This window comes from Streptomyces chryseus, assembly GCF_014650755.1.
In the GTDB taxonomy this organism is placed as follows: domain Bacteria; phylum Actinomycetota; class Actinomycetes; order Streptomycetales; family Streptomycetaceae; genus Streptomyces; species Streptomyces chryseus.
This window is the reverse complement of record NZ_BMVO01000001.1, coordinates 928,768-951,882: the sequence shown is the minus strand read 5'-3', so window position 1 is coordinate 951,882 and position 23,115 is coordinate 928,768. Positions and strand designations below refer to the sequence as shown.

The following is a 23,115-nucleotide window of genomic DNA, read 5'->3' as shown; positions in this document are numbered from 1 at the left end:
CCAGGCGGCTCCTAGGCCGCGGCGTCCGCTGCCTGTGCCTTCAGGGCGCGTTCGATGCCCGAGCGGGACTCCAGGACCAGGCGGCGCAGGGCCGGGGTCGGGTCCGCCGAGGCAAGCCAGGCGTCCGTCGCGTCCAGCGTCGCCCGGGAGACCTGGACCGCCGGGTACAGGCCGACCGCGATCTGCTGGGCCATCTCGTGGCTGCGCGACTCCCAGATGCCCTTGACCGCCGCGAAGTACTTCTCCGTGTACGGCGCCAGCAGCTCGCGCTGGTCGGTCTGGACGAAGCCGCCGATCAGCGCCTCCTGCGTGGAGTTCGGGAGCTGGTCGGAATCGATCACCGACGCCCACGCCTGGGCCTTGGCCTCGGCCGTCGGCCGTGCCGCGCGTGCCGACGCCGCGTGCAGCTCGCCCGCCGACGTCCTGTCGCGCTCCAGCTCCGCCGCGATCGCCTTCTCGTCCGCCCGGCCCGTCGCCGCGAGGCGTCCGACGAACGCCCAGCGCATCTCGGTGTCGACGGCCAGGCCGTCCACCGTCTGCGTGCCGTCCAGCAGGCCCTGGAGGAAGTCCAGCTGCTCGTCGGTACGGGCCGTGGCGGCGAACGCCCGCGCCCACGCCACCTGGTGGTCGCTGCCCGGCTCGGCCGCGCGCAGGTGCTCCAGCGTCGCCGCCGTCCACCGCGCCAGGCCCGTCTCGCGCCACTGCGGCGCCGCGTACAGCTCCAGCGCCAGCTTCGCCTGGCGGTGCAGGGACTGCACGACGCCGATGTCCGACTCCTTGCCGATGCCCGAGAGCACCAGCGCCAGGTAGTCGCGGGTGGCGAGCTCGCCGTCGCGCGTCATGTCCCACGCGGCCGACCAGCACAGCGCGCGCGGCAGGGACTCGGCGAAGTCACCGATGTGCGCCGTGACCATGGCCAGCGAGTCCGCGTCCAGACGCACCTTCGCGTAACTCAGGTCGTCGTCGTTGAGGAGGACCACCGCGGGGCGGGGCGTGCCCGCCGGGAAGGGGACCTCGGTCAGCTCGGCCGCGTCCACGTCCATCTCGATGCGGCTCGTACGGACCAGCTTGCCCGCGCCGTCCAGGTCGTAGCAGCCCACCGCGATCCGGTGCGGACGCAGGGTGGACGTGCCCTTCGCACCGGCCGGGAGCGCCGGGGCCTCCTGGCGGACGGCGAAGGAGGTGATGGTGCCGTCGGCGGCCGTCTCGATCTCCGGGCGCAGGACGTTGATGCCGGCCGTCTCCAGCCACGCCTTCGACCAGGTCTTCAGGTCACGGCCGGACGTCTTCTCCAGCGCGCCGAGCAGGTCGGGCAGGCGCGTGTTCCCGAACGCGTGCGCCTTGAAGTACGCCTGCACGCCCTTGAAGAACTCGTCCTGGCCGACGTACGCCACGAGCTGCTTCAGTACGGAAGCGCCCTTCGCGTACGTGATGCCGTCGAAGTTGACCAGGACGTCGTCCAGGTCACGGATCTCGGCCATGATCGGGTGCGTGGACGGCAGCTGGTCCTGACGGTAGGCCCAGGTCTTCTCCGAGTTCGCGAAGGTCGTCCACGCGTGGGGCCACTTCGAGCCCTCCGCGTGCGCCTGGCAGGCGACCGACGTGTAGGTGGCGAACGACTCGTTCAGCCACAGGTCGTTCCACCACTCCATGGTGACCAGGTCGCCGAACCACATGTGCGCCAGCTCGTGCAGGATGGTCTCGGCGCGCCGCTCGTACGCCGCGTCCGTCGTCCGCGAGCGGAAGATGTACTGGTCGCGGATGGTCACCGCGCCCGCGTTCTCCATCGCGCCCGCGTTGAACTCCGGCACGAAGAGCTGGTCGTACTTCGCGAAGGGGTACGCGTAGTCGAACTTCTCCTGGAACCAGTCGAAGCCCTGCCGCGTGACGTCGAAGATGTCGTCCGCGTCCAGGAACTCGGCGAGCGAGGGGCGGCAGTAGATGCCCAGCGGGACGCTCTGGCCGCTCGCGTTCTCGTACGAGCTGTGGACGGAGTGGTACGGGCCGACGATCAGCGCGGTGATGTACGTCGAGATGCGCGGTGTGGGCTCGAAGACCCATACGTCGGCCTTCGGCTCCGGGGTGGGGGAGTTCGAGATCACCGTCCAGCCGGACGGGGCCTTCACGGTGAACTGGAAGGTCGCCTTCAGGTCCGGCTGCTCGAAGGACGCGAAGACGCGACGGGCGTCCGGAACCTCGAACTGGGTGTAGAGGTAAGCCTGCTGGTCGACCGGGTCGACGAAACGGTGCAGGCCCTCACCCGTGTTCGTGTACGCGCAGTCGGCGACGACCTTCAGCTCGTTCGGTCCCGCTTCGAGGTGCTTCAGAGCGATCCGCGAGTCGCGGAAGACCGCCGCGACGTCGAGCGACTTCCCGTTCAGCACGACCTGGTGCACGGCGGGCGCCACCAGGTCGATGAAGGTCTCCGCCCCGGCCTCGGCGGACTCGAAGCGCACGGTGGTCACGGACCTGTACGTGCCGCCCTCCTGCGCGCCGCTCAGGTCGAGCTCGATCTCGTACGCGTCAACAGTGAGCAGGCTCGCCCGCCGCTGGGCCTCTTCGCGGGTCAGATTCGTGCCAGGCACCCGGTCATCTCCTCGGTATGTGTCGTTTTTCGCCATCCTTCCACGCCGTCCGCACGATGGCTGCTGAGTCAGCTCGCAGCTGACAGGACGCGATGTCCGAAGTCCGCCGGCACGTCACCGGCGCGGTGACCAGGGTGGCCGTATGACCACACACCCCTTGCTCGCTGTCCCTCCCGCCGCGCTCCGGCAGCTCCGGGCCGTCGACGACGCCGGGCGCGCCCGCGTCCCGTACACCGACGAGGAGGGCGGCGCGCCGCTGCGCTGCTGCCTGCGCCCGAGCGAGGCCGGCGAGCGCATCGCCCTCGTGTCGTACGCGCCGCTGCGCCGCTGGGCGGCCGGCACGGGCGCCCGGCCCGGGGCGTACGACGAACAGGGACCCGTCTTCATCCACGCCGAGGAGTGCGGGGGCCCGCTGCCGGCCGACGGCTACCCCTTCGCCCGGCCCGGCGCCCTGCGCAGCGTGCGCCGCTACGACGCCGGGGGACGCATCGTCGGCGGCCGGCTGCTGGAGATCCCGGACGACGCGACGGCGGCCTTCGACGCCGTGTTCGCCGGGGCCTTCGCCGACCCGGAGGTGGCGCTGGTGCACGTACGGGCCGTCGAGTACGGCTGCTTCCTCTTCGAGGTACGCCGTCCCTGAGCCGCGCCCGCGACCGCCCGCGCGAACGTCCGGACCCGCTCGGTCTCGCCGTCCCGGTGCCACACCATGCCGAGGACGGAGTCGGGCACGCCCTCGACCGGTACGAAGACGACGTCCTCACGGCCGTGGTAACGCGCCGTCGGCCGGCACAGCAGCATCCCGCCGCGCCCGGCGGCGACCAGCGTCAGGCCCTCCTGGAGCGTGGTGACCGAAGGCCCCGGGGCGGCGGAGGGGGCGTGCGCCTCGCGCCAGTAGGCCGGGGCGGGCGGCGACGCCGTGACCAGCGGGAGGGACGCGGCCTCGGCGGCGGTCAGCGAGGTCCGGGAGGCGAACGGGTGACGCAGCGACAGCGCGACCGTCTGCCGCTGCCCGGAGAACACCGGACCCAGCCTCAGGTCCGGCTCGCCCATCGGCAGCAGCACGACGGCCGCGTCCACCTCACCGCGCCGTACCGGCCCGAAGGGGTCGCAGAAGGGGATCTCCGCGATCTCCGTCACGCAGCCGGGGTGCCGCTCCTGGAAGGCGGTGATCGCCTCCGTCAGGCAGGCGTCCGCCGTGCCCTGGAAGCCCACGCGCAGCGTGCCGGTGACGCCCCGCGCGTCGGCGCGCGCGTCGTCGACGGCCGTACGGAGCGAGGCGTACGCCGGACGGAGGTCCGCGAGGAGCCGTTCGCCGGCCGGTGTCAGACGCACACGGCGGCTGGTCCGGTCGACGAGACGGGCGCCGATGCGGGACTCCAGCGCGCGCAGGAGCTGGCTGACGCGGCTCTGCGACACGTACAGCCGCTCGCCCGCACGGCCGAAGTGCAACTCCTCGGCGAGCGCCAGGAAGCTTTCGAGTTCACGGATCTCCAGCCCGGCCACGCATGCCCCCTGATCGACGAGTCCCGCTCATAGAAGGATGAGCGCTTCGCCGTTGTTCCCCGCCGCGGTGCGCAAGAGGCTGGACGGCATGCACAGGAACAGGCGCTGGAACACGCGCTCGCACACACAACAGACCGGTCGGCGGGGGGCGTTGCCGCCCGCCGTGTTCGCCGTCGCCGCCGCGACCCTCGCCGTCGTCACGACCGAGATGCTGCCGGTCGGCCTCCTCACGTCGCTCGGCACGGGCCTGGGCACGTCCGACGGCACGGCGGGCCTGACCGTCACCCTCCCCGGCCTGGTCGCGGCGCTCGCCGCGCCCCTGCTGCCGGTCGCCGTGCGGCGGGCGGACCGGCGGCTGGTGCTCTGCGCGCTGATGGTGCTGCTGGCCGTCGCGAACGCGCTGTCCGCCCTGGCCCCCGGCTTCGGGGTGCTGCTGGCCGCGCGGGCGCTGGTCGGGGTGTGCATCGGCGGGGTGTGGGCCGTCGCCGCGGGCCTCGCGGGGCGGCTGGTGCGGGAGGACGGGGTGGGGCGGGCCACCGCGCTGGTCTTCAGCGGCATCGCGGTGGCCTCCGTGGCGGGGGTGCCGACCGGGACGCTGCTGGGGGAGCTGGCCGGATGGCGCTGGGCGTTCGCCGCCATGGGCGCCTTCTCGCTCGCGGTGGCCGGGCTGCTCGCCCTGCTGCTGCCGCCGTTGCCCGCCCGGGGCGCCGTGGGGCTGGGGGAGGTCGCCGGGCTGCTGCGGGTGCCGCGGGTACGGGCGGGGCTGCTGGTGGTGGTGGCACTGGTCACCGGGCACTTCGCGGCGTACACCTATGTGCGTCCGGCACTGGAGCGCGTACCGGACATCGGCACGGGACTGATCAGCGTGCTGCTGCTGGTGTACGGCATCGCGGGCATCGCCGGGAACTTCCTCGGCGGCGCGGCCGCCGCCCGCGACCCCCGCCGGACCCTGCTGGTGATCTCGGCGGCGCTCGGCGGCACGGTCCTGCTGACGGCCGCGCTGGGCGGCGCCCGCGCCCCGGCCGCTGCGGCGCTGCTGGTGCTGTGGGGCCTGGCGTACGGCGGCGTCTCGGTCGGCGCGCAGAACTGGCTGATGGCGGCGGCGCCGACGCGGCAGGAGGCGGCTTCGGCGCTCTTCGCCGGCGTGTTCAACGCGGCGATCGCCCTCGGCGCGCTGCTGGGCGGGCGGGCGGCGGACCGGTACGGCGTACCGGGCGCGCTGTGGCTCGGCGGCGCGCTGGCGCTGCTGGGCACCGTGGCGGTGATGACGGCCGGGCGCGGAACGGCGGGGCCGGGCTCCGCGGAGCCCGGCCCCGCCGGAGGTGAGAGGAACGAAGGGGTGGAGAGAGTCAGCCCTTGAGCTCGGCCGCCACCAGCTCCGCGAGCTGCACGGCGTTGAGCGCCGCGCCCTTGCGCAGGTTGTCGCCGGAGAGGAACAGCGCCAGGCCGTTGTCCACGGTCTCGTCGCGGCGGATGCGGCCGACGTACGAGACGTCCTTGCCGGCGGCCTGGAGCGGCGTCGGGATCTCGGACAGCGCCACGCCCGGGGCGCCGGCCAGCAGCTCGGTCGCGCGCTCCACGCTCAGCGGGCGCTCGAACCGCACGTTGACCTGGAGCGAGTGGCCGGAGAAGACCGGCACGCGCACGCAGGTGCCGGAGACCTTGAGCTCGGGGATCTCCAGGATCTTGCGGGACTCGTTACGGAGCTTCTGCTCCTCGTCCGTCTCGAAGGACCCGTCGTCGACGATCGATCCGGCCAGCGGCAGGACGTTGAACGCGATGGGGCGCTTGTAGACGCCCGGCTCGGGGAACTCGACGGCCTCGCCGCTGTGCGTGAGCTCGGCGGCGTGGTCCACGACCTTCTTGACCTGGCCGTCGAGCTCGGCGACACCCGCCACACCCGAACCGGAAACGGCCTGGTAGGTGGTGGCGACCATCGCGGTCAGCCCCGCCTCGACGTGCAGCGGCTTGAGGACCGGCATCGCGGCCATCGTGGTGCAGTTCGGGTTGGCGATGATGCCCTTGGGGCGGTTCGCCACCGCGTGCGGGTTGACCTCGGAGACGACCAGCGGCACGTCCGGGTCGCGGCGCCAGGCCGAGGAGTTGTCGATCACGACGGCGCCCTGCGAGGCGACCTTCTCGGCCAGGGCCTTGGAGGTCGCGCCGCCGGCGGAGAAGAGCACGATGTCCAGGCCGGAGTAGTCGGCCGTCGAGGCGTCCTCGACGGTGATGTCCTTGCCCTGCCACGCGATCGTGGAGCCCGCGGAACGGGCGGAGGCGAAGAGGCGCAGCTCGTCGGCCGGGAACTCGCGCTCGGCCAGGATGCTGCGCATGACTGTGCCGACCTGACCGGTGGCTCCGACGATTCCGACCCTCACGAGGACTCCTTCGTGCGTACGAACGTGCTGCAGGCGGCTGACCTGGTGCTGCCACCCATCATGCGTCTCTCCAGGGCGGCCTTGTCCAATCCATTGTCCGGCCCCTGGACGCCGTGACCAGCGTCACCTCAGCTCGAAACCCCAGCGGCCGCCGGTTCTGATCTGGAGGAAGCCCCTGGGGAAAGTGTGCAGGCCGGGGCCGGTGGTGATGCGCCGCACAGGCTCCAGGCGCTCGTCGAGCGCCCACACGACGGTGAGGTCGGGGTTTTCGCGCGACTCGTGCGTGAGCATCATCTCGACCTCGGGCCCGGTGTTCCGTACGACGGCGTAGCCGTGACCGGAGAGCGCGTCGCCGAGGACCGGTGCGCTGTCGGGGGACACCGGCTCGATCTGCCAGCCCGTCGCCGCGGAGGCGACCACCAGGACGTAGCAGTAGCCGGCGTCCGCCACCCAGAGCGGTCCGACGACCGGCCGGCGCCTGCCGCGGGTGTCGCCGGAGATCACCGCCTTGCCCGTCGCCTGGACGGTGCGGGTGGTGAGCTGGTCGTCGTCGGACGTGGTGCGGCGCAGGCCCAGCAGCGCGGGCGGGCCGTCGTAGCGCAGGACCGCGCTGCCGGTGCCGGTCAGTGGGCCGGTGAGCGCCGGGGCCGCGGTCGCCGGGTGCAGGTTCAGGTTCCAGTCGACGGCGTTGTCGACCCGCAGCCGGACCTCGGGCTCTCCGTGGCGGAACAGCAGGGTGCGGCCGTGCGGACCGTGGTCGGCGCCGCGCAGGAAGCGCTCCTCGTCGTCGTACTCGTCCAGCATCACCACCTCGTAGCCGAAGAGGGAGCGGTCGCTCTGGATCGCGTACTCCAGGACGGCGGGCCGGCCCGGGTTCGGGTTGGTCAGGGTGACCGTGCCGGCGCCGCGGCCGTGCCGGGCGCCCGGGCCCCCGGCGGCGGCCGGGTGCGTGTCCGGCAGCGGACGGGGGGTGAGCGACCAGGGGCCGTCCGCCTCGACCTTGATCACCAGCGGGCCCTCGGTGAGGGGAACGGTCTGCCGCAGCGGGCCGGTCTCGTTGACGAGGAGCTCGTAGTCGTCGTCGAACTTCTCGGGCCGGCCCGAGCTGGACACGCCGAAGTAGCCGCCCTCGTCCTCGTCGCCGTCGAACGTCACGTCGAGGTCGGCCACGGGGCCGCCGTAGACCAGCACCTCGGGGCCGAAGCCGTGGATGCCCTGGCCGATGGCGCGCGCGACGGACAGCGGCTGCACCATCACGGTCCAGTCGTTGTCCGCCTCGATCTTCAGCCGCAGCGGGCGGTCGGCGCGGTGCTGTACGAGCGCCCGGCCGCGGAAGGTGGCCAGGGTCGTGTTGAAGAGCAGCTCGTCGTCGCGGTTGCGGCGGTCGAGGGTCTCGACGCAGAAGTAGCCGTCCCCCTCGTGCCAGCCCTCGACGATCACCGGGCCGGGCGGAACGGGCCCGTCGACGGTGACGACGTCGTTGCCGTGGCCGCGCCGTACGAAGGCGGGGAACTCGGGGCCGAAGGCGTGGGGGACGCGGTCCCGGACGGGCACGGCGTCCCGCACGGGGGCGGGTGCGGTGACCGGGGCGGCGGTGTGCACGGGCGCCTGAGGGTGCGCCGCCTGCGGTACGGGCGCGTGCGCCGGCGGGGCGTCGTACGGCTGGGGCTGGGGCTGGGGCGGGGCCTGCGGTGGCTCGCCGCCGTCGACCGCGATGCCGAAGTCGGTCGCCAGCCCGGCCAGCCCGGAGGCGTAACCCTGCCCGACCGCGCGGAACTTCCACCCGCCGTCGCGCCGGTAGAACTCGCCGAGGACGAACGCGGTCTCCGTCGTCGCGTCGTCCACCGCGTAGAGCGCGACCATCGCTCCGGCGCCGGTGAGGACCTGGGCGTACAGGCCGGGTACCGAACCGAAGACGCCGCCGTCGCAGGAACCGGCTATCAGCACCCGCTGCACGGCGAGCTCGACGCGCGGCAGGTCGACCTCCAGCCACTCGGCGAGCTGCCCGTTGCCCTCGTTGGTGCCCAAGTGGCGCACGGTGCCCGACGGGTGCTGCGGCTGGTTGTAGAAGACCAGGTCGGCGTCGCCCCGTACCTTGCCGTTCGCGTCCAGCAGGAGGGCCGAGGCGTCCACGGCCGGGGCCCCGGCCACGTTCCGGCGGCAGACGGCCACCCGGAGAAGCTCGCTGGGCACAGGGGTGTTGGCCCCCTTGATGATCTGCGTCATGGGGTTCATGGTGACAGTGAAGATGATGTGAAGTCGATGCGCTGTTCGCACGGGTGCCGGGCGGATCGCCACGAAAGCCGAAGGGGCGGGCGCCTGTGCGGGCGCCCGCCCCTCCTCAGCAACTCACCGCCAAGCGGCCGTGGTTACGGCGTGACCTTGTCGATCTGCGCGCTGCCGGAGCCCGCGATCGTGCCGCGCGCGTTCACCAGCTGCACCTCGCCGAAGAACTTGCGCCCCTCGGGAGCCGCACCGGCCACCACGACCTCGGCCTTGACCTGGGCCGAGGCGCCGTTGGCCAGCTTCACGAGCTGCGCGTCGTCGATCTTGACCTCGCCGAGCGACGGGGCGAAGTACACGTCGCGGTAGTCGTACCCGGTGGTCCCGGCCGGGACCGAGTATCCGTCGACGACGATCCGGTACGTGCCGGCGGCGGGCTTGACGAGGCTGACGGCCTCCTCCGAGTCGCCGTCGGCGGCCTGGCCGACCAGCGTGCTGCCGAGGTAGACCGACAGGTCCAGGTCCGCGGCGGCGTCGGAGACCTTGCCGATCGCGATGTCGAGGCGCTCCACGCCCTCACCGACGGTGAGCGTGGACTCCTGCTGCTCGCCGTCCTTGATCGACGGACGGGCGTCCTTCGACGAGCCGAGCGAGCCGGCCTTCAGCTTGCCCTCCAGCGCGGCGAAGCCGTTGGTGACCTTCCACTCGACCGGAGCCGGCGTGCCGACCTTGGCCTCGGGGATGGTCTGCACAGCCGGGTCGAAGGCGGCGCCGAGCACCGTCACGTCCAGCTTGTACGGGTTGTCGAGCACCGGCGACGTACGGCGCGACTCGACCTCGATCTCCCAGACACCGGCCTGCGGGTTGGGGTACGAACGCACGTCGGGACGGCACGTGTTGGCCGGGTTGGTGTAGTTCGGGTAGCAGTTGACCGTCGAGGTCGGGTCCGACGGCACACCGTACGGGTGGATGGAGATGAAGCGCGTCTGGCTGCCCTCGGCGAGCCCGCCCAGGGCGACCTCCAGGGACTTCGCGCCCTCGGGGACGTTCACGAAGTACGACTTCGGGGCGTTGCGCTGCACCGAGCCGGTCGCGGAGAACGCGTACGAGGGCTGCGCCAGCGCCTCGGCGGCGACCACGGTGGTCAGGATCTGCTTGTCGATGCCCTCGGTGGCCTTGTCGGACACCTCCAGGATCGCGCTGTGGATGCCCTTGGCGCGCGGCTGGGCGGAGACCTTCACGGTGACCGGCTCGTTCAGCGGGAGCCGGACCACGTCGTCACCGACGATCTTGAAGGTGCCGTCGTTGTTCTCGAAGTGCAGCTCGTGGCGGACGGCGCCGGCGGGGCCGGTGGTCCGGGTGAGCGTGAGGTCGTAGACCTTCTTCTGGCCGGCCTTCAGGCCGCCCTCACGGTCGTACAGACCGGTGCCGAAGCCCGGCGTCTTGAGGAACTGGTCGATCGCGGTGTCGACCGGGGCCTTCACCGTGTACTCGTGCGCCGACGCGTTCTTCCTGATCGACTTCCAGGCGTCCACGATGTTGATCAGGCCGGCGCCCTCTTCGTGGGGCTGGAAGCCCTTGATGTGGTCGGCCTGGCTGACGAGCGCGGTGCGCAGCTTCGCCGGGGTGAGTTCGATGTTCTTCTGCTTCGCGGCCGACAGCAGCAGCGCGCTCGCGCCCGCCGCCTGCGGAGAGGCCATCGAGGTGCCCTGGAGCATCGAGTAGCCGGCCGGGAGCTGGTAGCCGGCCTCGGCGACCGGGCCGCCGGGCGACCAGGTCTGGGTGGTGTTGATGGACGCGCCGGGCGCCGAGATGGTCGGCGCGAAGCCGCCGTCCTCACGCGGGCCGCGCGAGGAGAAGGGCATCATGGCGTACTTCTTCGACACGGCCGAGCCGTAGTTGGCGGCCCAGGTCTCCTTGGAGATGGACGCGCCGACCGAGATGACCTTGTCCGCCAGCGACGGGTCGCCGATGGTGTTGGTGCCCGGGCCGCTGTTGCCGGCCGAGATGACCAGCTGCACGCCGTAGGTGTCGATCAGGCGCGTGTAGAGCTCGGCGCGCGCGTTGTTGCCGTCGTTCAGCGCGGGCAGGCCGCCGATCGACATGTTGACGATGTCGACACCGCGCTTGGTGACGAGGTCGATCATGCCCTCGGTGAGCGCGACGTTGGTGCAGCCGCCGCTCCAGGTGCAGGCGCGCGAGGAGACCAGTTTGGCGCCGGGGGCGGCGCCGTTCATCCGGCCGCCGAAGAGGCTGTTGGCGGCGGTGATGCCGGCGACGTGCGTGCCGTGCGAGCCCTCGATGACGCCGATGTTGACGTAGTCGGCCTTCGCGCCGGCCGCGTTGTAGACGACGTCCTTGCGGATCTCGGCGACGAACGGGATCTGCTCGACGACGTCGGTCGCCGGGTCGTCCTTGCCGAAGTACCGGACCTGGTGCCCGTCCTTGTACGGCTTCATCGCCTCTTCGTCGCCGAAGTCGGCGTCGTTGTCGAGGTCGACGCGGACCGTGCCGGCGGTGGCGTCGTACAGCACGCCCCAGACGTCGGTGGTGTCGCCGTCGCGGTTCAGGTCACCGGCCATGTCGCCACCCTTGGTGGCGTCCTCGCGGAAGAGGTTGAACCTGTAGCTGCCGGCGGGGGCCGACCACGTGCGGTCCGCGATCGCGAACGTCGGGCCGTCGACCGCCGCCGTCATCCGGCGCCAGGTGCCGTCGCCGTCCGCGACCGGGTCGGTGGCCGTCACCCAGTCGACGATCTTGCGCTCGCCGGTGGTGGTCTTCTGGAGCGCCGGGTGGCCCAGGTCGACACCCGAGTCGAGGATGCCGATGGTGACGCCCCGGCCGTCGGCCTTCGGGTTGTCCTCCACGAAGTCCACGGCGCCCGTCTCGAAGGACGGGTTGTACGGGTTCTCGGCGGGCGTGCGCTTCCCGGGGGCCGGGTAGGTGCCCTGCGCGGCGGTCCTGGCGCCCTTGCCGCGGTCGGCGGCGGGCGTCGGGTCGTCCAGCGCGATCTCCTGCTTGAGATCGATGGCGTGGACGGAGGAGAGCTTCGCGGCGGCCTTGATGGCCTTGTCCGCCGCCCCGGTGGGCAGGGTGGCCCGTACGTATCCGAGCTTGTCGTCCGTACGGCCGACCAGGCCGCCCTGGACGGCGTCGAGCTGCTGGGCGACCTGCTCGGTGGCGCCGGGCGCGGTGGCGACCATCAGCGTCACGCTCTTCGCTCCGTCGGCCTCCGCGTCGGCCAGCAGCTGGGCGTCGGCGGAACCGAGCTTCGCGGCGGCGGACTTGGGCGCGGGCGTGGTGGAGCGCGGGTCGTCGGCGCCGGCTGCCATCGCGGGCAGCGGTGCGGCCGCACACAGCGCGGCGACCAGACCGGCGGCGAGCGCTATGCGGGCCGCGGGTCTGGCCCCGGGTATGGAGCCGGATGATTCGAGGGTCATGGGCTTCCCTGTATGTGAAGAAGGAGTCGTCCGGGCTGTCGTCCGGAATACGGTGCCGGATGACCGCTCAGCCTTGCCTAAGTGATGCTTGTTTGGGGAGAGTTGCCGGGGGCGCAATTCGGTGGTGGCGCACATCCGCCACCGCGCGGTATGCGCCACGGGGCTCGAATCGCCAGATTCCGGGCGCTGTTGCGGTGCGTGCCCGTAACCTCGCTCAATGAACCGAGAGCTCAGGGTGGCGGCCTACGCCGTGTGCGTGCGGAACGAGCGGGTGCTGCTGGCCCGCTGGGTGGCGCCCGACGGCGCGAAGCGGTGGACCCTGCCGGGCGGCGGCATGGACCACGGCGAGGATCCGTACGACACGGTGATCCGCGAGGTGGAGGAGGAGACGGGGTACGCCGTGGAGCCGGTGCGGCTGCTCGGAGTCGACTCCATCACCCGCCGCTATCCGCGCAGGCTCGGCGCGTTCGCCGACTTCCAGGGCCTGCGCGTCGTGTACGAGGGCGAGATCACCGGCGGCGAACTGCGCCACGAGACGTCCGGCTCCACGGACCTGGCGGCCTGGCACCCCCTGGACGCGGTGCCCCACCTCGACCACGTCGAGCTGGTCGACACGGGCATGGAACTGTGGCGCACCCGGCCGGCGACGGGGCGGGTGGTGCCACCGGGGAGGGGAGCGCCCGCACCCGAGCGGTGATCCCTGTTCGGTGATCGGCGTTGCGCGTTGCGGAGCCGTTAACGCGCAGGCCACTCCGGGTGTCAACGATCCAGTGGGGCAAGGGGTTCCACTGGCTCCCGCCGGCGGTCCACCCCTGCCCGGCCGATGCGACCGCACCCCGGGGAGACCGCGCCATGTCACGCCTACGCTCCGCAGCCGAAGCAGCCCTCGACCGCCGATCCTTCCTCGCCGCGACCGGAGCGGTCGGCGTCGCCGCCGGCATCGGGCTCGCCCTCCGCCCGGACCGCGCCGCGCAGGCCGGCGCCGTGGCCGCCCCGGGCCCGGCCGGCGCGCCTGCGGTGGTGGCGGCGCCGTCCACCCGCGCCCTCGCCCCCGTCCCGCCCTGGACCGGCACCACCCTGCGCAAGGTCGCCACCCCGCGCGGCTCCACCTCCGGCTACCGGCGGCTGGGCACCGGCCCCGGCTGGAAGCGCGTCGTACGGACACAGCTGGCCGCCGCCCGTGACGGGCGCGCGGAACGCCGTACCGCCCTGGCGTCGTTCGTACAGCTCACCGACCTCCACCTCACCGACGTGCAGCACCCCGTCCGCACCGAGTACCTGCGCGCCCAGGCGGCCGGCGCGTGGCGCCCGCAGGAGGCGCTCACCGTGCACGGCGCGATCTCGCTCGTCGAGCGCGTCAACGCGCTGCGCGGCGGGCCGGTCACCGGAGCGGACCTCGACTTCGTGATGACGACCGGCGACAACACGGACAACAACTGCAAGGCCGAACTCGACTGGTTCCTGCGCACCATGAGCGGCGGGCGCATCACCCCCGACACCGGTGACCCCGGCCGCTACGAAGGCGTACAGGACTCCGGCCTGCCCCTGTACTGGCACCCGGACGGCGCACTGCGCGACGCCGACAAGCAGCGCGGCTTCCCCCGCCTGGAGGGCTACTTCGCCGCCGTCCGGCGCCCCGTGAACAGCCCCGGTCTGCGCCTGCCCTGGTACTCCACCGTCGGCAACCACGACGACCTGCCCAGCGGCTGCTTCGCCAACGCCGGCGCGTCCGGCTACCTCGCCGACTTCGCGGTGGGTGGCCGGAAACTGCTGTCCCTCCCGGTGAACGACGCCAAGGCGCTCGCAGCCGTACTCCGAAAGGGCAGCGACCCGCGCGGCACCTACTTCACCGACCTGCTGCGCCGCGAGTCCCGCCGCATGCGCTCCGTCACGCCCGACCCGGCCCGCGCCCCCTTCACCCCGCGCGAGTACGTCGAGGCGCACCTCGACCCGGCGTACGCGGGCGCCGGCCCCGCCGGACACGGCTACACCCGCCAGAACGCCGAGACCGGAAACCTCTACTACTCCTTCCGCGTCGCCGACGGCGTGGTCGGTGTCAGCCTCGACACCACCGACCGGGGCGGCCACTTCGCGGGCTCGATCGGCAAGGCCCAGCTGGACTGGCTGGGGCGCACCCTGCTCGCCCACCGGGACGAGCACCTCATCGTTTTCAGCCACCACAACAGTTGGACGTTCGACGACGGCGGCGGCGACAAGCTCGTCGCCCTGTTCAAGCAGCACCGCAACGTCATCGCCTGGATCAACGGACACAGCCACCGCAACGAGATCCTCGCCCACGGCAGCTTCTGGGAGATCTCCACCGCCTCCCACGTCGAGTTCCCCCAGCTCGCCCGGATCGTCGAACTGACCGACAACCACGACGGCACGCTCTCCCTGTTCACCACGCTGATCGAGTCCGCCGCCCCGCACCGCACGGACTACACCGACCTGTCGCAGACGGGCCTGGCGGCGCTCTACCGCGAGCTCTCCCTCAACGCACCGGGCGCCCGGCAGACCCTCGCGGGTCCGCTGGACGCCCGGAACACGGAGCTGCTGGTGAAGAAGCGCTGAAGCACTCAGGACGCCGTCACCGGGGCAGCACCACCACACAGGCGGGCGGCTCCCGGTCGCTCGACGCCATCAGGGCGGTCCGGACGACGGTCGCCTGCTGGTCGAGCGCTTCGCGGAGCTTCTTCGGCGTGATGTGGACGACGGTGATGCCCAGGCGCTCCAGGTGCTCGCGCTTGCGGGCGTACTCCGGCCATTCCCCACGCTCCCGGCTTCGCTCGAGCAGGGAAGACCCCTTTGCGTCCTCGTCCTGGCGTGGCGCTCGGGTGTCCAGCTCCACGGCCACGGCGTGGTCGGGCCAGTAGATGTCGACACCGCCGAGGTGGGGGCCGCCGGGCAGCCGCAGATCGACGTTCCAGAGCGGGTCGGGCAGTCCGTGGTCGCGGACCATGCGGTACAGCCGGTCCTCGGCGATGGCCCGCCCCTCGGCGAGCAGGGAGTCGACGGCGTCGACGACGTGCGGACGCGAGAGCAGCCGCGCCAGGGTCAGCTCCCGCACCACGGCGGCCGGTTCGCAGTGCCCGCCGCGTACGGCCTCGGTGAGCAGGCGGCGTACGACGTCGGCGTCGGTGAGCTGCGCGACGGCGTCGGCGAGGGCGCGGGCGACGGGGGCGACCGGCAGCCCGACGATCTCCTGGGCCTGCGGCATGGAGTGCACCCGGACCAGCCGTGCGCAGCCGGTGGAACGCAGGCGCCGGGTGCGGGGCACCAGTACGTCGATCCGGTCGAGGGACAGCAGCGAGGGCGCGCAGGAGAAGCGGTACAGCGCGAGCGCCGCCAGCCCGGTGAGCATGACGTCCCCGTACGAGCCGGCCTCGCCCTCCGCCCTGACCTGCGCCGGGACCACCGGGCCGCCGACGGACGCGGTCGGCCGCCCCGCGTACAGCAGGGCGGCGTGCAGCTGCTCCTCGCTGGTCGGCGGGCCGGGGTGCAGGACGAAGACACCGGGCAGGAGCTGCTGCCAGGGCCCGCCGGGCCGGCACTGCCCGGACATCTGGGCGGCGGACACACCGTGCGCCCGCAGCTGCACGGCGGACAGCACGCGCCGCTGGGCGTCGGTGAGGTGGCTGAGGGGGCGGGGGGAGACCGGGGTGTTGTGGTTCATGTCCCGGGGTTTCCCGCGCGCCCCCGGTCTCCTAACCGCTGTTACACAGCCGTCGACAATTCAGGACATCACCGCACTAAAGTACGGCCGTTCGACTGCCGAAACCCCACCCGCCGAACACCCGACCCGTCCACGCCGTCCGATGGCCGAGTGTACGTACGAAGCACTCGGCCACCCGGCCGTCCGGCCCTACACGGCAGCCGCACCCCGGTCGCACGCCTGCCCCCGCAGCGCCCGCGCCAGGTCGTCCCGCGCCTCCAGCACCAGCCGCCGCAGCGCCGGAGCCGCGCCCTCGTGGCCGGCCAGCCAGGCGTCCGTCGCGTCCAGGGTGGCCGGGTCGTCCTGGAGCCCCGGGAACAGCCCCGAGACCACGTCCATCCCGATCTGGATGGACCGCTCGGCCCACACCCGCTCGATCGCCGCGAAGTACTTCTGCGCGTACGGAGCGATCAACTCCCGCTGCCCCGGCTGCACGAAGCCGTCGATGGTGGCCACCACCAGCGCGTTCGACAGGGCGTCGGACTCGACGACCGCCGCCCACGCCTGCGCCTTGACGGCGGCCGAAGGACGCGACGCGAGGCACCGCACCTGGTGCCGCTTGCCCGACGCCGTGTCGTCCCGCGCCAGCTCCGCGTTGATCACCTCGTCGTCGGCGACGCCGTGCGACGCGAGCGGCCCGAGGAAGGCCCAGCGCAGCTCCTGGTCGACCTCCAGCCCGTCGATCTTGGCCGTGCCCGCCAGCAGCCCCTGGAGGAGCTGGAAGTCGGAGGCCCGGCACGCCGTCGCCGCGAAGAACCGCGCCCACGTCAGCTGGTGCTCACTGCCCGGCTCCGCGATCCGCAGCTCCCGCAGCGCGCCGTCCGCGAGCGACTGCCCGCCCTGCTCGCGCCACTCGGGCGCCGCGTAGTGCGTCAGCGCGGAGCGCGTCCAGGCGTGCAGCATCTGGAGGACCCCGATGTCGGTCTCGCGCCCCGCGAACCGCAGGACGAGATCCACGAAGTCCCGCGCCGGCATCAGCGCGTCCCGCGTGAGGTTCCACAGCGCCGACCAGCACAGCGCGCGCGCCAGCGGGTCGGTCACCTCGCCGAGGTGGGCCCGCAGCGTGGCCAGCGACTCCGCGTCGAAGCGGATCTTGCAGTAGGTCAGGTCGTCGTCGTTGACGAGCACCAGGTCCGGCTTCTCGCTGCCGGCGAGTTCCGCCACGACCGTACGCGGCCCGGCCACGTCCACCTCCGCCCGCGCGTACCGCACGAGCGCGCCCCCGGTCTCCTCGCGCCGGTACAGCCCGACCGCCACCCGGTGCGGCCGCAGCTCGGGGTGCGACTGAGCGCTCTCCTGGAACACCGCCAGCTCGGTGATCCGCCCCGCCGCGTCGTACACCACCTGCGGCGTCAGCGAGTTGACCCCGGCCGTCTGGAGCCACGCCCGCGACCAGGACGCGAGATCCCGCCCCGAGGTCTCCTCCAGCACCGCCAGCAGGTCCTCCAGCCGGGTGTTGCCGTACGCGTGGCGCTTGAAGTACCGCCGGGCGCCCTCCATGAAGGCGTCCTTGCCGACGTACGCGACGAGCTGCTTCAGCACGGACGCGCCCTTGGCGTACGTGATTCCGTCGAAGTTGAGCTTCGCGTCCTCCAGGTCACGGATGTCGGCCGTGATCGGATGCGTCGAGGGAAGCTGGTCGGCCCGGTACGCCCACGCCTTGCGGTTGTTGGCGAAGGTGACCCACCCGTTGGTGAAGCGGGTCGCCTCCACCATCGAGTACGACCCCATGAAGTCGGCGAAGGACTCCTTGAGCCACAGGTCGTCCCACCACCGCATGGTGACCAGGTCCCCGAACCACATGTGCGCCATCTCGTGCAGGATGACGTTGGCCCGGCGCTCGTACGACGCCTGCGTGACGTTCCCGCGGAAGATGTACTCCTCGCGGAAGGTCACGCAGCCGGGGTTCTCCATGGCGCCGATGTTGTACTCCGGCACGAAGGCCTGGTCGTACTTGCCGAAGGGGTACGGGAAGTCGAAGTTGTCGTGGAAGAAGTCGAGGCCCTGCTTGGTGACGGTGAAGATGTCGTCCGCGTCGAAGTGCCGCGCCAGCCCCTTGCGGCACAGAGCACCGAGCGGGATCTCGATCTCCGAGCCGTCGCTGAGCGTCCGCCGGTAGAGATCGCTCTCGTAGTGGTACGGGCCGGCGACGAAGGCGGTGATGTACGTCGAGATCGGCTCGGTCTCCCGGAAACGCCAGACCTTCGCGTCGCCGCCCCCCTCGCTCACCGTCTCGCTGACCCCGTTGCTCCACACCGTCCACGCGGCGGGAGCTGTCACCTCGAACCGGAAGGGCGCCTTCAGGTCCGGCTGTTCGAAGGTGGCGAAGACGCGCCGCGCGTCGGCCGGCTCGTACTGCGTGTACAGGTAGACCTCGCCGTCCTCCGGATCGACGAAGCGGTGCATGCCCTCGCCGGTGCGGCTGTACGCGCACTGCGCGTCCACGACCAGCACGTTCTCCTCGCGCAGCCCGGCCAGCGCGACCCGGGTGCCGTCGAACACGGCGGCGGGGTCCAGCGACTCGCCGTTGAGTGTGACGGCCGTCACGGACGGAGCCAGCAGGTCCACGAAGGTGCCGGCGCCGGGCCGCGAGCAGCGGAAACGAACGGTGGTCACCGAACGGAACGTACGCGGCTCGTCCCCGCCGTCCTCCCGGGTCTCGCCGACCGCCGATCGCAGGTCGAGGGCCACTTCGTACCCGTCGACGGACAGCAGCTCGGCCCGCTCACGGGCCTCGTCGCGGGACAGATTCTCACCGGGCACGGGCACTCCTTCGTGTCTCGTTCGAACCTCACGATCCTCCCACGCGGCAGTGACAGGGGAAGCGCGGGAATGCCCCCGGCGGCCGGTGGCGTTGCCTCGGACAGACCGCTACCGCGAGCCCGTGCGCCGATGAGGAGAGACATGCCCGAGAACCTTGAGACCGCCCAGACCCTCGTGACGCCCCAGCGGACCGCGGGCCCCGAGGAGTCCACGAGCGGCACGACCACGGCGGACTTCTGGTTCGACCCGCTGTGCCCGTGGGCCTGGATGACCTCCCGGTGGATGCTGGAGGTGCAGAAGGTCCGCGATGTCGAGGTCCGCTGGCACGTCATGAGCCTGGCCGTACTGAACGAGGACAAGCTGGACGAGCTTCCGGAGCAGTACCGCGAGCTGCTCGGCCCCAAGGGCTGGCGCCCGGTGCGCGTGGTGACGGCGGCCCGTGAGCTGCACGGCGACGAGGTCGTCGGCCCGCTCTACACGGCGCTCGGCACCCGCTTCCACAACAAGGGCGAGGGCGCGACCCTGGAGGCGATCGCGGGCGCACTGGCGGACGCGGGTCTTCCGGCCGAGCTGATCGAGTACGCCGACAAGGACACGTACGACGCCGAGGTGCGCGCCTCGCACAAGGTGGGCATCGACAAGGTGGGCCAGGAGGTGGGCACCCCGGTCATCTCCGTCCCCGGCGCCGACGGCGGCGAGGTCGCCTTCTTCGGCCCGGTGGTCACCCCGGCCCCGAAGGGCGAAGAGGCGGCGCGGCTGTGGGACGGCACGCTGATGGTCGCGTCGATCCCCGGCTTCTACGAGATCAAGCGCACGCGCACGCAGGGCCCGGTCTTCGACTGAGCCCGGACGCAGCCGGCCCCCGCGAGTCACGTCCTCGCGGGGGCCGGCCTTTCTTCCGCCTGCAGGTGAAGGTTGAGAAGACGATCACGAGCAGGACGTCATCACGCGCCTACGGCGCCAGCAGCAGGTTGAACCCGCGCTCCTTGGCAGCGGCGTAACGCTTCGCCACGTCCTGCCAGTTGACGACCTTCCACATCGCCTCGATGAAGTCCACCTTCTGGTTCTTGTACTGCAGGTAGAAGGCGTGCTCCCAGGCGTCGAAGACCAGGATCGGGACGGAACCCTGGCCCACGTTGCCCTGGTGGTCGTAGATCTGCTCGACGATCAGGCGGCCGCTGACCGGCTCGTACGCGAGCACGCCCCAGCCCGAGCCCTGGGTCGTCGCGGAGGCCTTGGTCAGCTGGGCCTTGAACTTGTCGAAGGAGCCGAAGGACTCGGCGATCGCGTCCGCGAGGTCGCCGACGCCGTCCTTCTCCAGCGGCTCGCCGCCGCCGTCGCCGGTCATGTTGTGCCAGTAGATGGAGTGCAGGATGTGGCCGGAGAGGTGGAACGCGAGGTTCTTCTCCAGGCCGTTGATCGTTCCCCACGCCTCCTTGTCGCGCGCCTCTTCCAGCTGCTCAAGGGTGTCGTTCGCGCCCTTCACATAGGCCGCGTGGTGCTTGTCGTGGTGCAGCTCGATGATCTCGGGGTTGATGACGGGTTCCAGCGCCGCGTAGTCGTACGGAAGTTCAGGAAGTGTGTAAATGGCCATGTCCGAGCCCTCCGACTGCTTATTGCGACCGATATGCAAGTGCAGATTAGCAGCAGAAGGGCTCGTAAAGGATCACACCGCGCTCGTCCTTCGGTCCTAGGACCCGGACCCGGCGGCGCTCCGCGCGACGACGGCGAGGTCGGGGAAGTCGGTCACCACCGCGTCGACCCCCATCCCGTAGTGCAGGGCGTACTCCGCGAAGGCGTCGCCGAAGTCGTTCGGCGCGGTGCCCCTGCGGAACTGCGCGGGCAGGAACTGGTTCTCGCAGCGGAAGGTGTACGCCCCCACCTTCAGCCCCGCCGCGTGCGCGTCCGCGAGCAGCGGAGACGGCGCCACGAGCGACGACTTGTCCGGGCCGATCCAGTCGGCGTACTCCGCGATCCGGGCCAGGCCGGCGGGCGTCATCATCTCCTTGTACGTCTGCGGGTGGCCGTACGGTCCGCCCGTCGTCCCGAGCGCCTGCCACAGCGGCAGCCGCAGCCCGGCCTCCGCGAAGCGGGTCAGGCTCGACGGCTCGAAGGACTGGACGACGCACTCGTGGGCGCGCAGCCGGTTGCGCCGGACGACCGCGACGAGTTCCGGTTCGAGGGGCAGGCCGATGGAACGGAAGTAACTGGGGTGCTTCGTCTCCGGGAACACCGCGATCGTGCGCCCGTGCCGCTTCGACAGCTTCCGCGCCACATCCACGACCTCCTGAAAGGTCATCACCTCCAGGCGGCCGTCGAACACGGTGTTCCGGTTCCTCACCAGCGGCAGCCGCTCGACGGCGCGCAGGGTCTTCAGTTCGGCGAGCGTGAAGTCCTCCGTGAACCACCCGGTGACGGACCGCCCGTCCACCGTCTTCGTCGTACGCCGCGACGCGAACTCGGGGTGTGCCGCGACGTCCGTCGTCCCGGAGATCTCGTTCTCGTGCCGCACCACGAGGACGTGGTCCTTCGTCGGCACCAGGTCGGGCTCGATCCAGTCGGCGCCGGTCTGGACGGCGTGGGTGTACGAGGCGACGGTGTGCTCGGGGCGCCAGCCGGCCGCGCCCCGGTGTCCGACGACCACGGGCCCCTTGCTCCGCCGCGGCTCGGCGGCGGCCGCCGTGGAGGTCGCGGCGACCGTGGCCGCGGCCCCGGCGGCGAGAAGTACGGAGCGGCGCCTCGGCTGTGATGCGGGCATACGAGTCTCCCTGGGAAGAGGTCTGGGGGTGCACGCTAGGCAGCCCTCCACCGGTCCGGGGCGGCGTACGCCCCTCTTTCACACAGCGGCCGACCACAGGCCACTCCACCGTCACCACCCGTCCCCGCCGCGAGCCGAGAACCGGCCAGGAGGGGACGCACTGCCGAGCCGAGAAGCGGCGCCTGACGGGGACGGATCGCCCCGCCGAGCCGGGAAGCCCGGAGCCCCGCACCCGGCGCAGCCGCACAAGTGCCAGGACAACCTCACATCGCCCCGCCGCCCGCGCCGCCGCCACCCCCCGCCCCCGCCCGAGCCCGCCCCCGCGCCTCTCCCAACCGCGCCAGATGCGCCGCGTACCCCCGGCTGTAGAGCTCCGCCCGCCCCGAGTCCGGCTCCACCACCGCCGTGGGCCGGGTCCACGCGGCCACGTCCAGGTCCACCCCGAACCGCCCCGCCGCGGCCAGCACCGCCCCCCGCGCCCCCACCTCCCCCTCGACCACCCGCAGCGGGCGGCCCAGTACGTCGGCGAACAGGCGCAGCCACGCCGGGGAGCGCGTCCCGCCGCCGCACACCGCCAGGTCGCCGGTGAGGCCGGCCGCCTCCAGGCAGTGGCGGGCGGCGAAGGCGACGCCCTCGCAGGTGGCCCGTACGAGGTCGCCCCGCGTCGTCTCCAGGGACACCCCGGTCAGCTCGGCCCGCAGCCGCGGCTCCACGAACGGCGCGCGTTCACCCGACGGCGCGAAGTAGGGCAGCACCCGCACCCCGTTCGCCCCCGCAGGCGTCGCCTCCAGCAGGGCGTCGACCTCCTGGTGCCGTACGCCGGTGGTCCGCAGCACCCAGTCCAGCGCCGCCGTGCCCACCATCGCCGGCATCGCCCGCAGCCACTGCCCCCGCCGGTCGGTCGAGATGTGGAGCCCGGCCGGCTCGCCGCCCTCCAGGTCGAGGACGTCCGTCGCGACGAGCGACGCCAGGCAGGTACCGATGATCAGCAGACCGTCCCCCGGCCGTGTCACCCCCGCGCCGAGCGCGCAGGCCGGCAGGTCGTACGGGCCGTCCGCGATCCGCGTACCGGGCGGCAGGCCGGGGCCGCGCGTCTCGCCGACGGCGACCGGGTCGGCGACCGGCGCCAGCAGACCGCGCCGGTGGCCCAGGCCCAGCCGCTCCAGGGTCTCGTCGTCGTACGCCCGCGTCCGGGGGTCGAGGAACGGCATGGACGCGTCCGAGACGTCCGTCGCCCGGACCCCGGTAAGGCGCTGGAAGACCATGTCCTTGCAGTACAGGGCGGTGGCGGCCGCGTCGAGCGCCTTCGGCTCGTGCCGGTCGAGCCAGGCCAGCACGGGCCCCGGGCAGCCCGGGAACATCGCGCTGCCCGTACGCCGGAACACCGACCGGAAGACGTCCGACGCCATCCAGGCGTCGAGCAGTTCGTGCGCCCTGCCGTCCATCCAGGAGATCGCGGGACGCACCGCACGGCCCTGCGCGTCCACCAGCCACACCCCGTCGCCCTGGCCCGTGAGCCCGGCGAACTCGACGGGACCGGTGAGCCCCGACGTGAGCGTGGCGAGGACCTCCACCACGGCGGCGTACACCTCGTCCATGTCCTGCTCGACGAAGCCGTCGCGGATGTCGAGCGCGACGGGGCGGGACTCGACCGCGACCTGCCGCCCCGACGCGTCGAAGACGGCGGCCTTCACCATCGACGTGCCCACATCGATCCCGACGTACATCTGGACGCCCCTTCCGAACGACCGCA

The 23,115-nt window shown here is 72.2% G+C and carries 14 protein-coding genes and 1 pseudogene; 5 read left to right on the top strand and 10 right to left on the bottom strand.

Annotated elements, in window-relative coordinates:
- Positions 1–11 precede the first annotated feature (11 nt).
- A complete protein-coding gene (gene pepN / locus IE185_RS04365) occupies positions 12–2,585 on the bottom strand; it encodes an aminopeptidase N (protein WP_138898229.1) in 2,574 nt (857 codons plus the stop codon).
- Between the two features lie 142 nt (positions 2,586–2,727).
- Between pepN (IE185_RS04365) and IE185_RS04360 the strand changes: the two genes are divergently transcribed.
- On the top strand, positions 2,728–3,225 hold the full coding sequence (locus tag IE185_RS04360) for a DUF1203 domain-containing protein (RefSeq protein ID WP_138898228.1): 498 nt from the start codon (positions 2,728–2,730) through the stop codon (positions 3,223–3,225).
- 2 nt (positions 3,226–3,227) lie between these two features.
- Here IE185_RS04360 and IE185_RS04355 read toward each other — a convergent pair.
- Positions 3,228–4,088 (bottom strand): annotated as a pseudogene (locus IE185_RS04355) (LysR family transcriptional regulator); the annotation flags it as partial.
- A gap of 88 nt (positions 4,089–4,176) precedes the next feature.
- Here IE185_RS04355 and IE185_RS04350 point away from each other — a divergent pair.
- On the top strand, positions 4,177–5,448 hold the full coding sequence (locus tag IE185_RS04350; protein ID WP_189714620.1) for an MFS transporter: 1,272 nt from the start codon (positions 4,177–4,179) through the stop codon (positions 5,446–5,448).
- Here IE185_RS04350 and IE185_RS04345 read toward each other — a convergent pair.
- From IE185_RS04345 to IE185_RS04335, 3 genes are all read right to left on the bottom strand, one after another.
- On the bottom strand, positions 5,438–6,466 hold the full coding sequence (locus IE185_RS04345; protein WP_138898953.1) for an aspartate-semialdehyde dehydrogenase: 1,029 nt from the start codon (positions 6,464–6,466) through the stop codon (positions 5,438–5,440). The genes IE185_RS04350 and IE185_RS04345 overlap by 11 nt on opposite strands.
- Positions 6,467–6,589: 123 nt before the next feature.
- Positions 6,590–8,692, bottom strand: a complete 2,103-nt coding sequence (locus tag IE185_RS32965) for a TerD family protein (protein WP_229843338.1) — start codon at positions 8,690–8,692, stop codon at positions 6,590–6,592.
- A 143-nt stretch (positions 8,693–8,835) separates the two neighbouring features.
- Positions 8,836–12,129, bottom strand: coding sequence for a S8 family serine peptidase (locus IE185_RS04335; RefSeq protein WP_138898098.1), 3,294 nt, complete (start codon positions 12,127–12,129; stop codon positions 8,836–8,838).
- 217 nt (positions 12,130–12,346) lie between these two features.
- Between IE185_RS04335 and IE185_RS04330 the strand changes: the two genes are divergently transcribed.
- Positions 12,347–12,826 (top strand): NUDIX hydrolase, encoded by a 480-nt coding sequence (locus IE185_RS04330; protein WP_138898097.1) that lies wholly within the window; start codon positions 12,347–12,349, stop codon positions 12,824–12,826.
- 155 nt (positions 12,827–12,981) lie between these two features.
- Positions 12,982–14,700, top strand: a complete 1,719-nt coding sequence (locus IE185_RS04325) for a TIGR03767 family metallophosphoesterase (RefSeq protein ID WP_189714618.1) — start codon at positions 12,982–12,984, stop codon at positions 14,698–14,700.
- A gap of 16 nt (positions 14,701–14,716) precedes the next feature.
- Here the strand turns inward: IE185_RS04325 and IE185_RS04320 are convergent, their stop codons facing one another.
- Positions 14,717–15,802 (bottom strand): hypothetical protein, encoded by a 1,086-nt coding sequence (locus IE185_RS04320; RefSeq protein ID WP_138907997.1) that lies wholly within the window; start codon positions 15,800–15,802, stop codon positions 14,717–14,719.
- A 189-nt stretch (positions 15,803–15,991) separates the two neighbouring features.
- On the bottom strand, positions 15,992–18,604 hold the full coding sequence (pepN, locus tag IE185_RS04315; protein ID WP_138898053.1) for an aminopeptidase N: 2,613 nt from the start codon (positions 18,602–18,604) through the stop codon (positions 15,992–15,994).
- 141 nt (positions 18,605–18,745) lie between these two features.
- On the opposite strand from pepN (IE185_RS04315), the gene IE185_RS04310 reads away from it, so the two are divergent.
- A complete protein-coding gene (locus tag IE185_RS04310; RefSeq protein ID WP_138898052.1) occupies positions 18,746–19,447 on the top strand; it encodes a mycothiol-dependent nitroreductase Rv2466c family protein in 702 nt (233 codons plus the stop codon).
- Positions 19,448–19,556: 109 nt separating this feature from the next.
- Here IE185_RS04310 and IE185_RS04305 read toward each other — a convergent pair whose 3' ends face one another.
- The 3 genes from IE185_RS04305 to IE185_RS04295 all read right to left on the bottom strand — a co-directional run bounded on the left by IE185_RS04305 (position 19,557) and on the right by IE185_RS04295 (position 23,089).
- On the bottom strand, positions 19,557–20,198 hold the full coding sequence (locus IE185_RS04305) for a superoxide dismutase (protein WP_138898051.1): 642 nt from the start codon (positions 20,196–20,198) through the stop codon (positions 19,557–19,559).
- A 96-nt stretch (positions 20,199–20,294) separates the two neighbouring features.
- Positions 20,295–21,362 carry a glycerophosphodiester phosphodiesterase family protein gene (locus IE185_RS04300; protein WP_138898050.1) on the bottom strand — a complete coding sequence of 356 codons (1,068 nt, stop codon included), beginning with the start codon at positions 21,360–21,362 and terminating at the stop codon, positions 20,295–20,297.
- Between the two features lie 263 nt (positions 21,363–21,625).
- Positions 21,626–23,089 carry an FGGY-family carbohydrate kinase gene (locus tag IE185_RS04295; RefSeq protein WP_189714616.1) on the bottom strand — a complete coding sequence of 488 codons (1,464 nt, stop codon included), beginning with the start codon at positions 23,087–23,089 and terminating at the stop codon, positions 21,626–21,628.
- Positions 23,090–23,115: the final 26 nt, after the last annotated feature.

Coding starts and splice junctions, on each gene's coding strand:
- IE185_RS04350 (WP_189714620.1), top strand. CDS start 4,177: ATGCACAGGAACAGGCGCTGGAACACGCGCTCGCACACACAACAGACC.
- IE185_RS04310 (WP_138898052.1), top strand. CDS start 18,746: ATGCCCGAGAACCTTGAGACCGCCCAGACCCTCGTGACGCCCCAGCGG.
- IE185_RS04320 (WP_138907997.1), bottom strand. CDS start 15,802: ATGAACCACAACACCCCGGTCTCCCCCCGCCCCCTCAGCCACCTCACC.
- IE185_RS04295 (WP_189714616.1), bottom strand. CDS start 23,089: ATGTACGTCGGGATCGATGTGGGCACGTCGATGGTGAAGGCCGCCGTC.
- IE185_RS04335 (WP_138898098.1), bottom strand. CDS start 12,129: ATGACCCTCGAATCATCCGGCTCCATACCCGGGGCCAGACCCGCGGCC.
- IE185_RS04300 (WP_138898050.1), bottom strand. CDS start 21,362: ATGCCCGCATCACAGCCGAGGCGCCGCTCCGTACTTCTCGCCGCCGGG.
- IE185_RS04330 (WP_138898097.1), top strand. CDS start 12,347: ATGAACCGAGAGCTCAGGGTGGCGGCCTACGCCGTGTGCGTGCGGAAC.
- IE185_RS04325 (WP_189714618.1), top strand. CDS start 12,982: ATGTCACGCCTACGCTCCGCAGCCGAAGCAGCCCTCGACCGCCGATCC.
- IE185_RS32965 (WP_229843338.1), bottom strand. CDS start 8,692: ATGACGCAGATCATCAAGGGGGCCAACACCCCTGTGCCCAGCGAGCTT.
- IE185_RS04305 (WP_138898051.1), bottom strand. CDS start 20,198: ATGGCCATTTACACACTTCCTGAACTTCCGTACGACTACGCGGCGCTG.
- IE185_RS04360 (WP_138898228.1), top strand. CDS start 2,728: ATGACCACACACCCCTTGCTCGCTGTCCCTCCCGCCGCGCTCCGGCAG.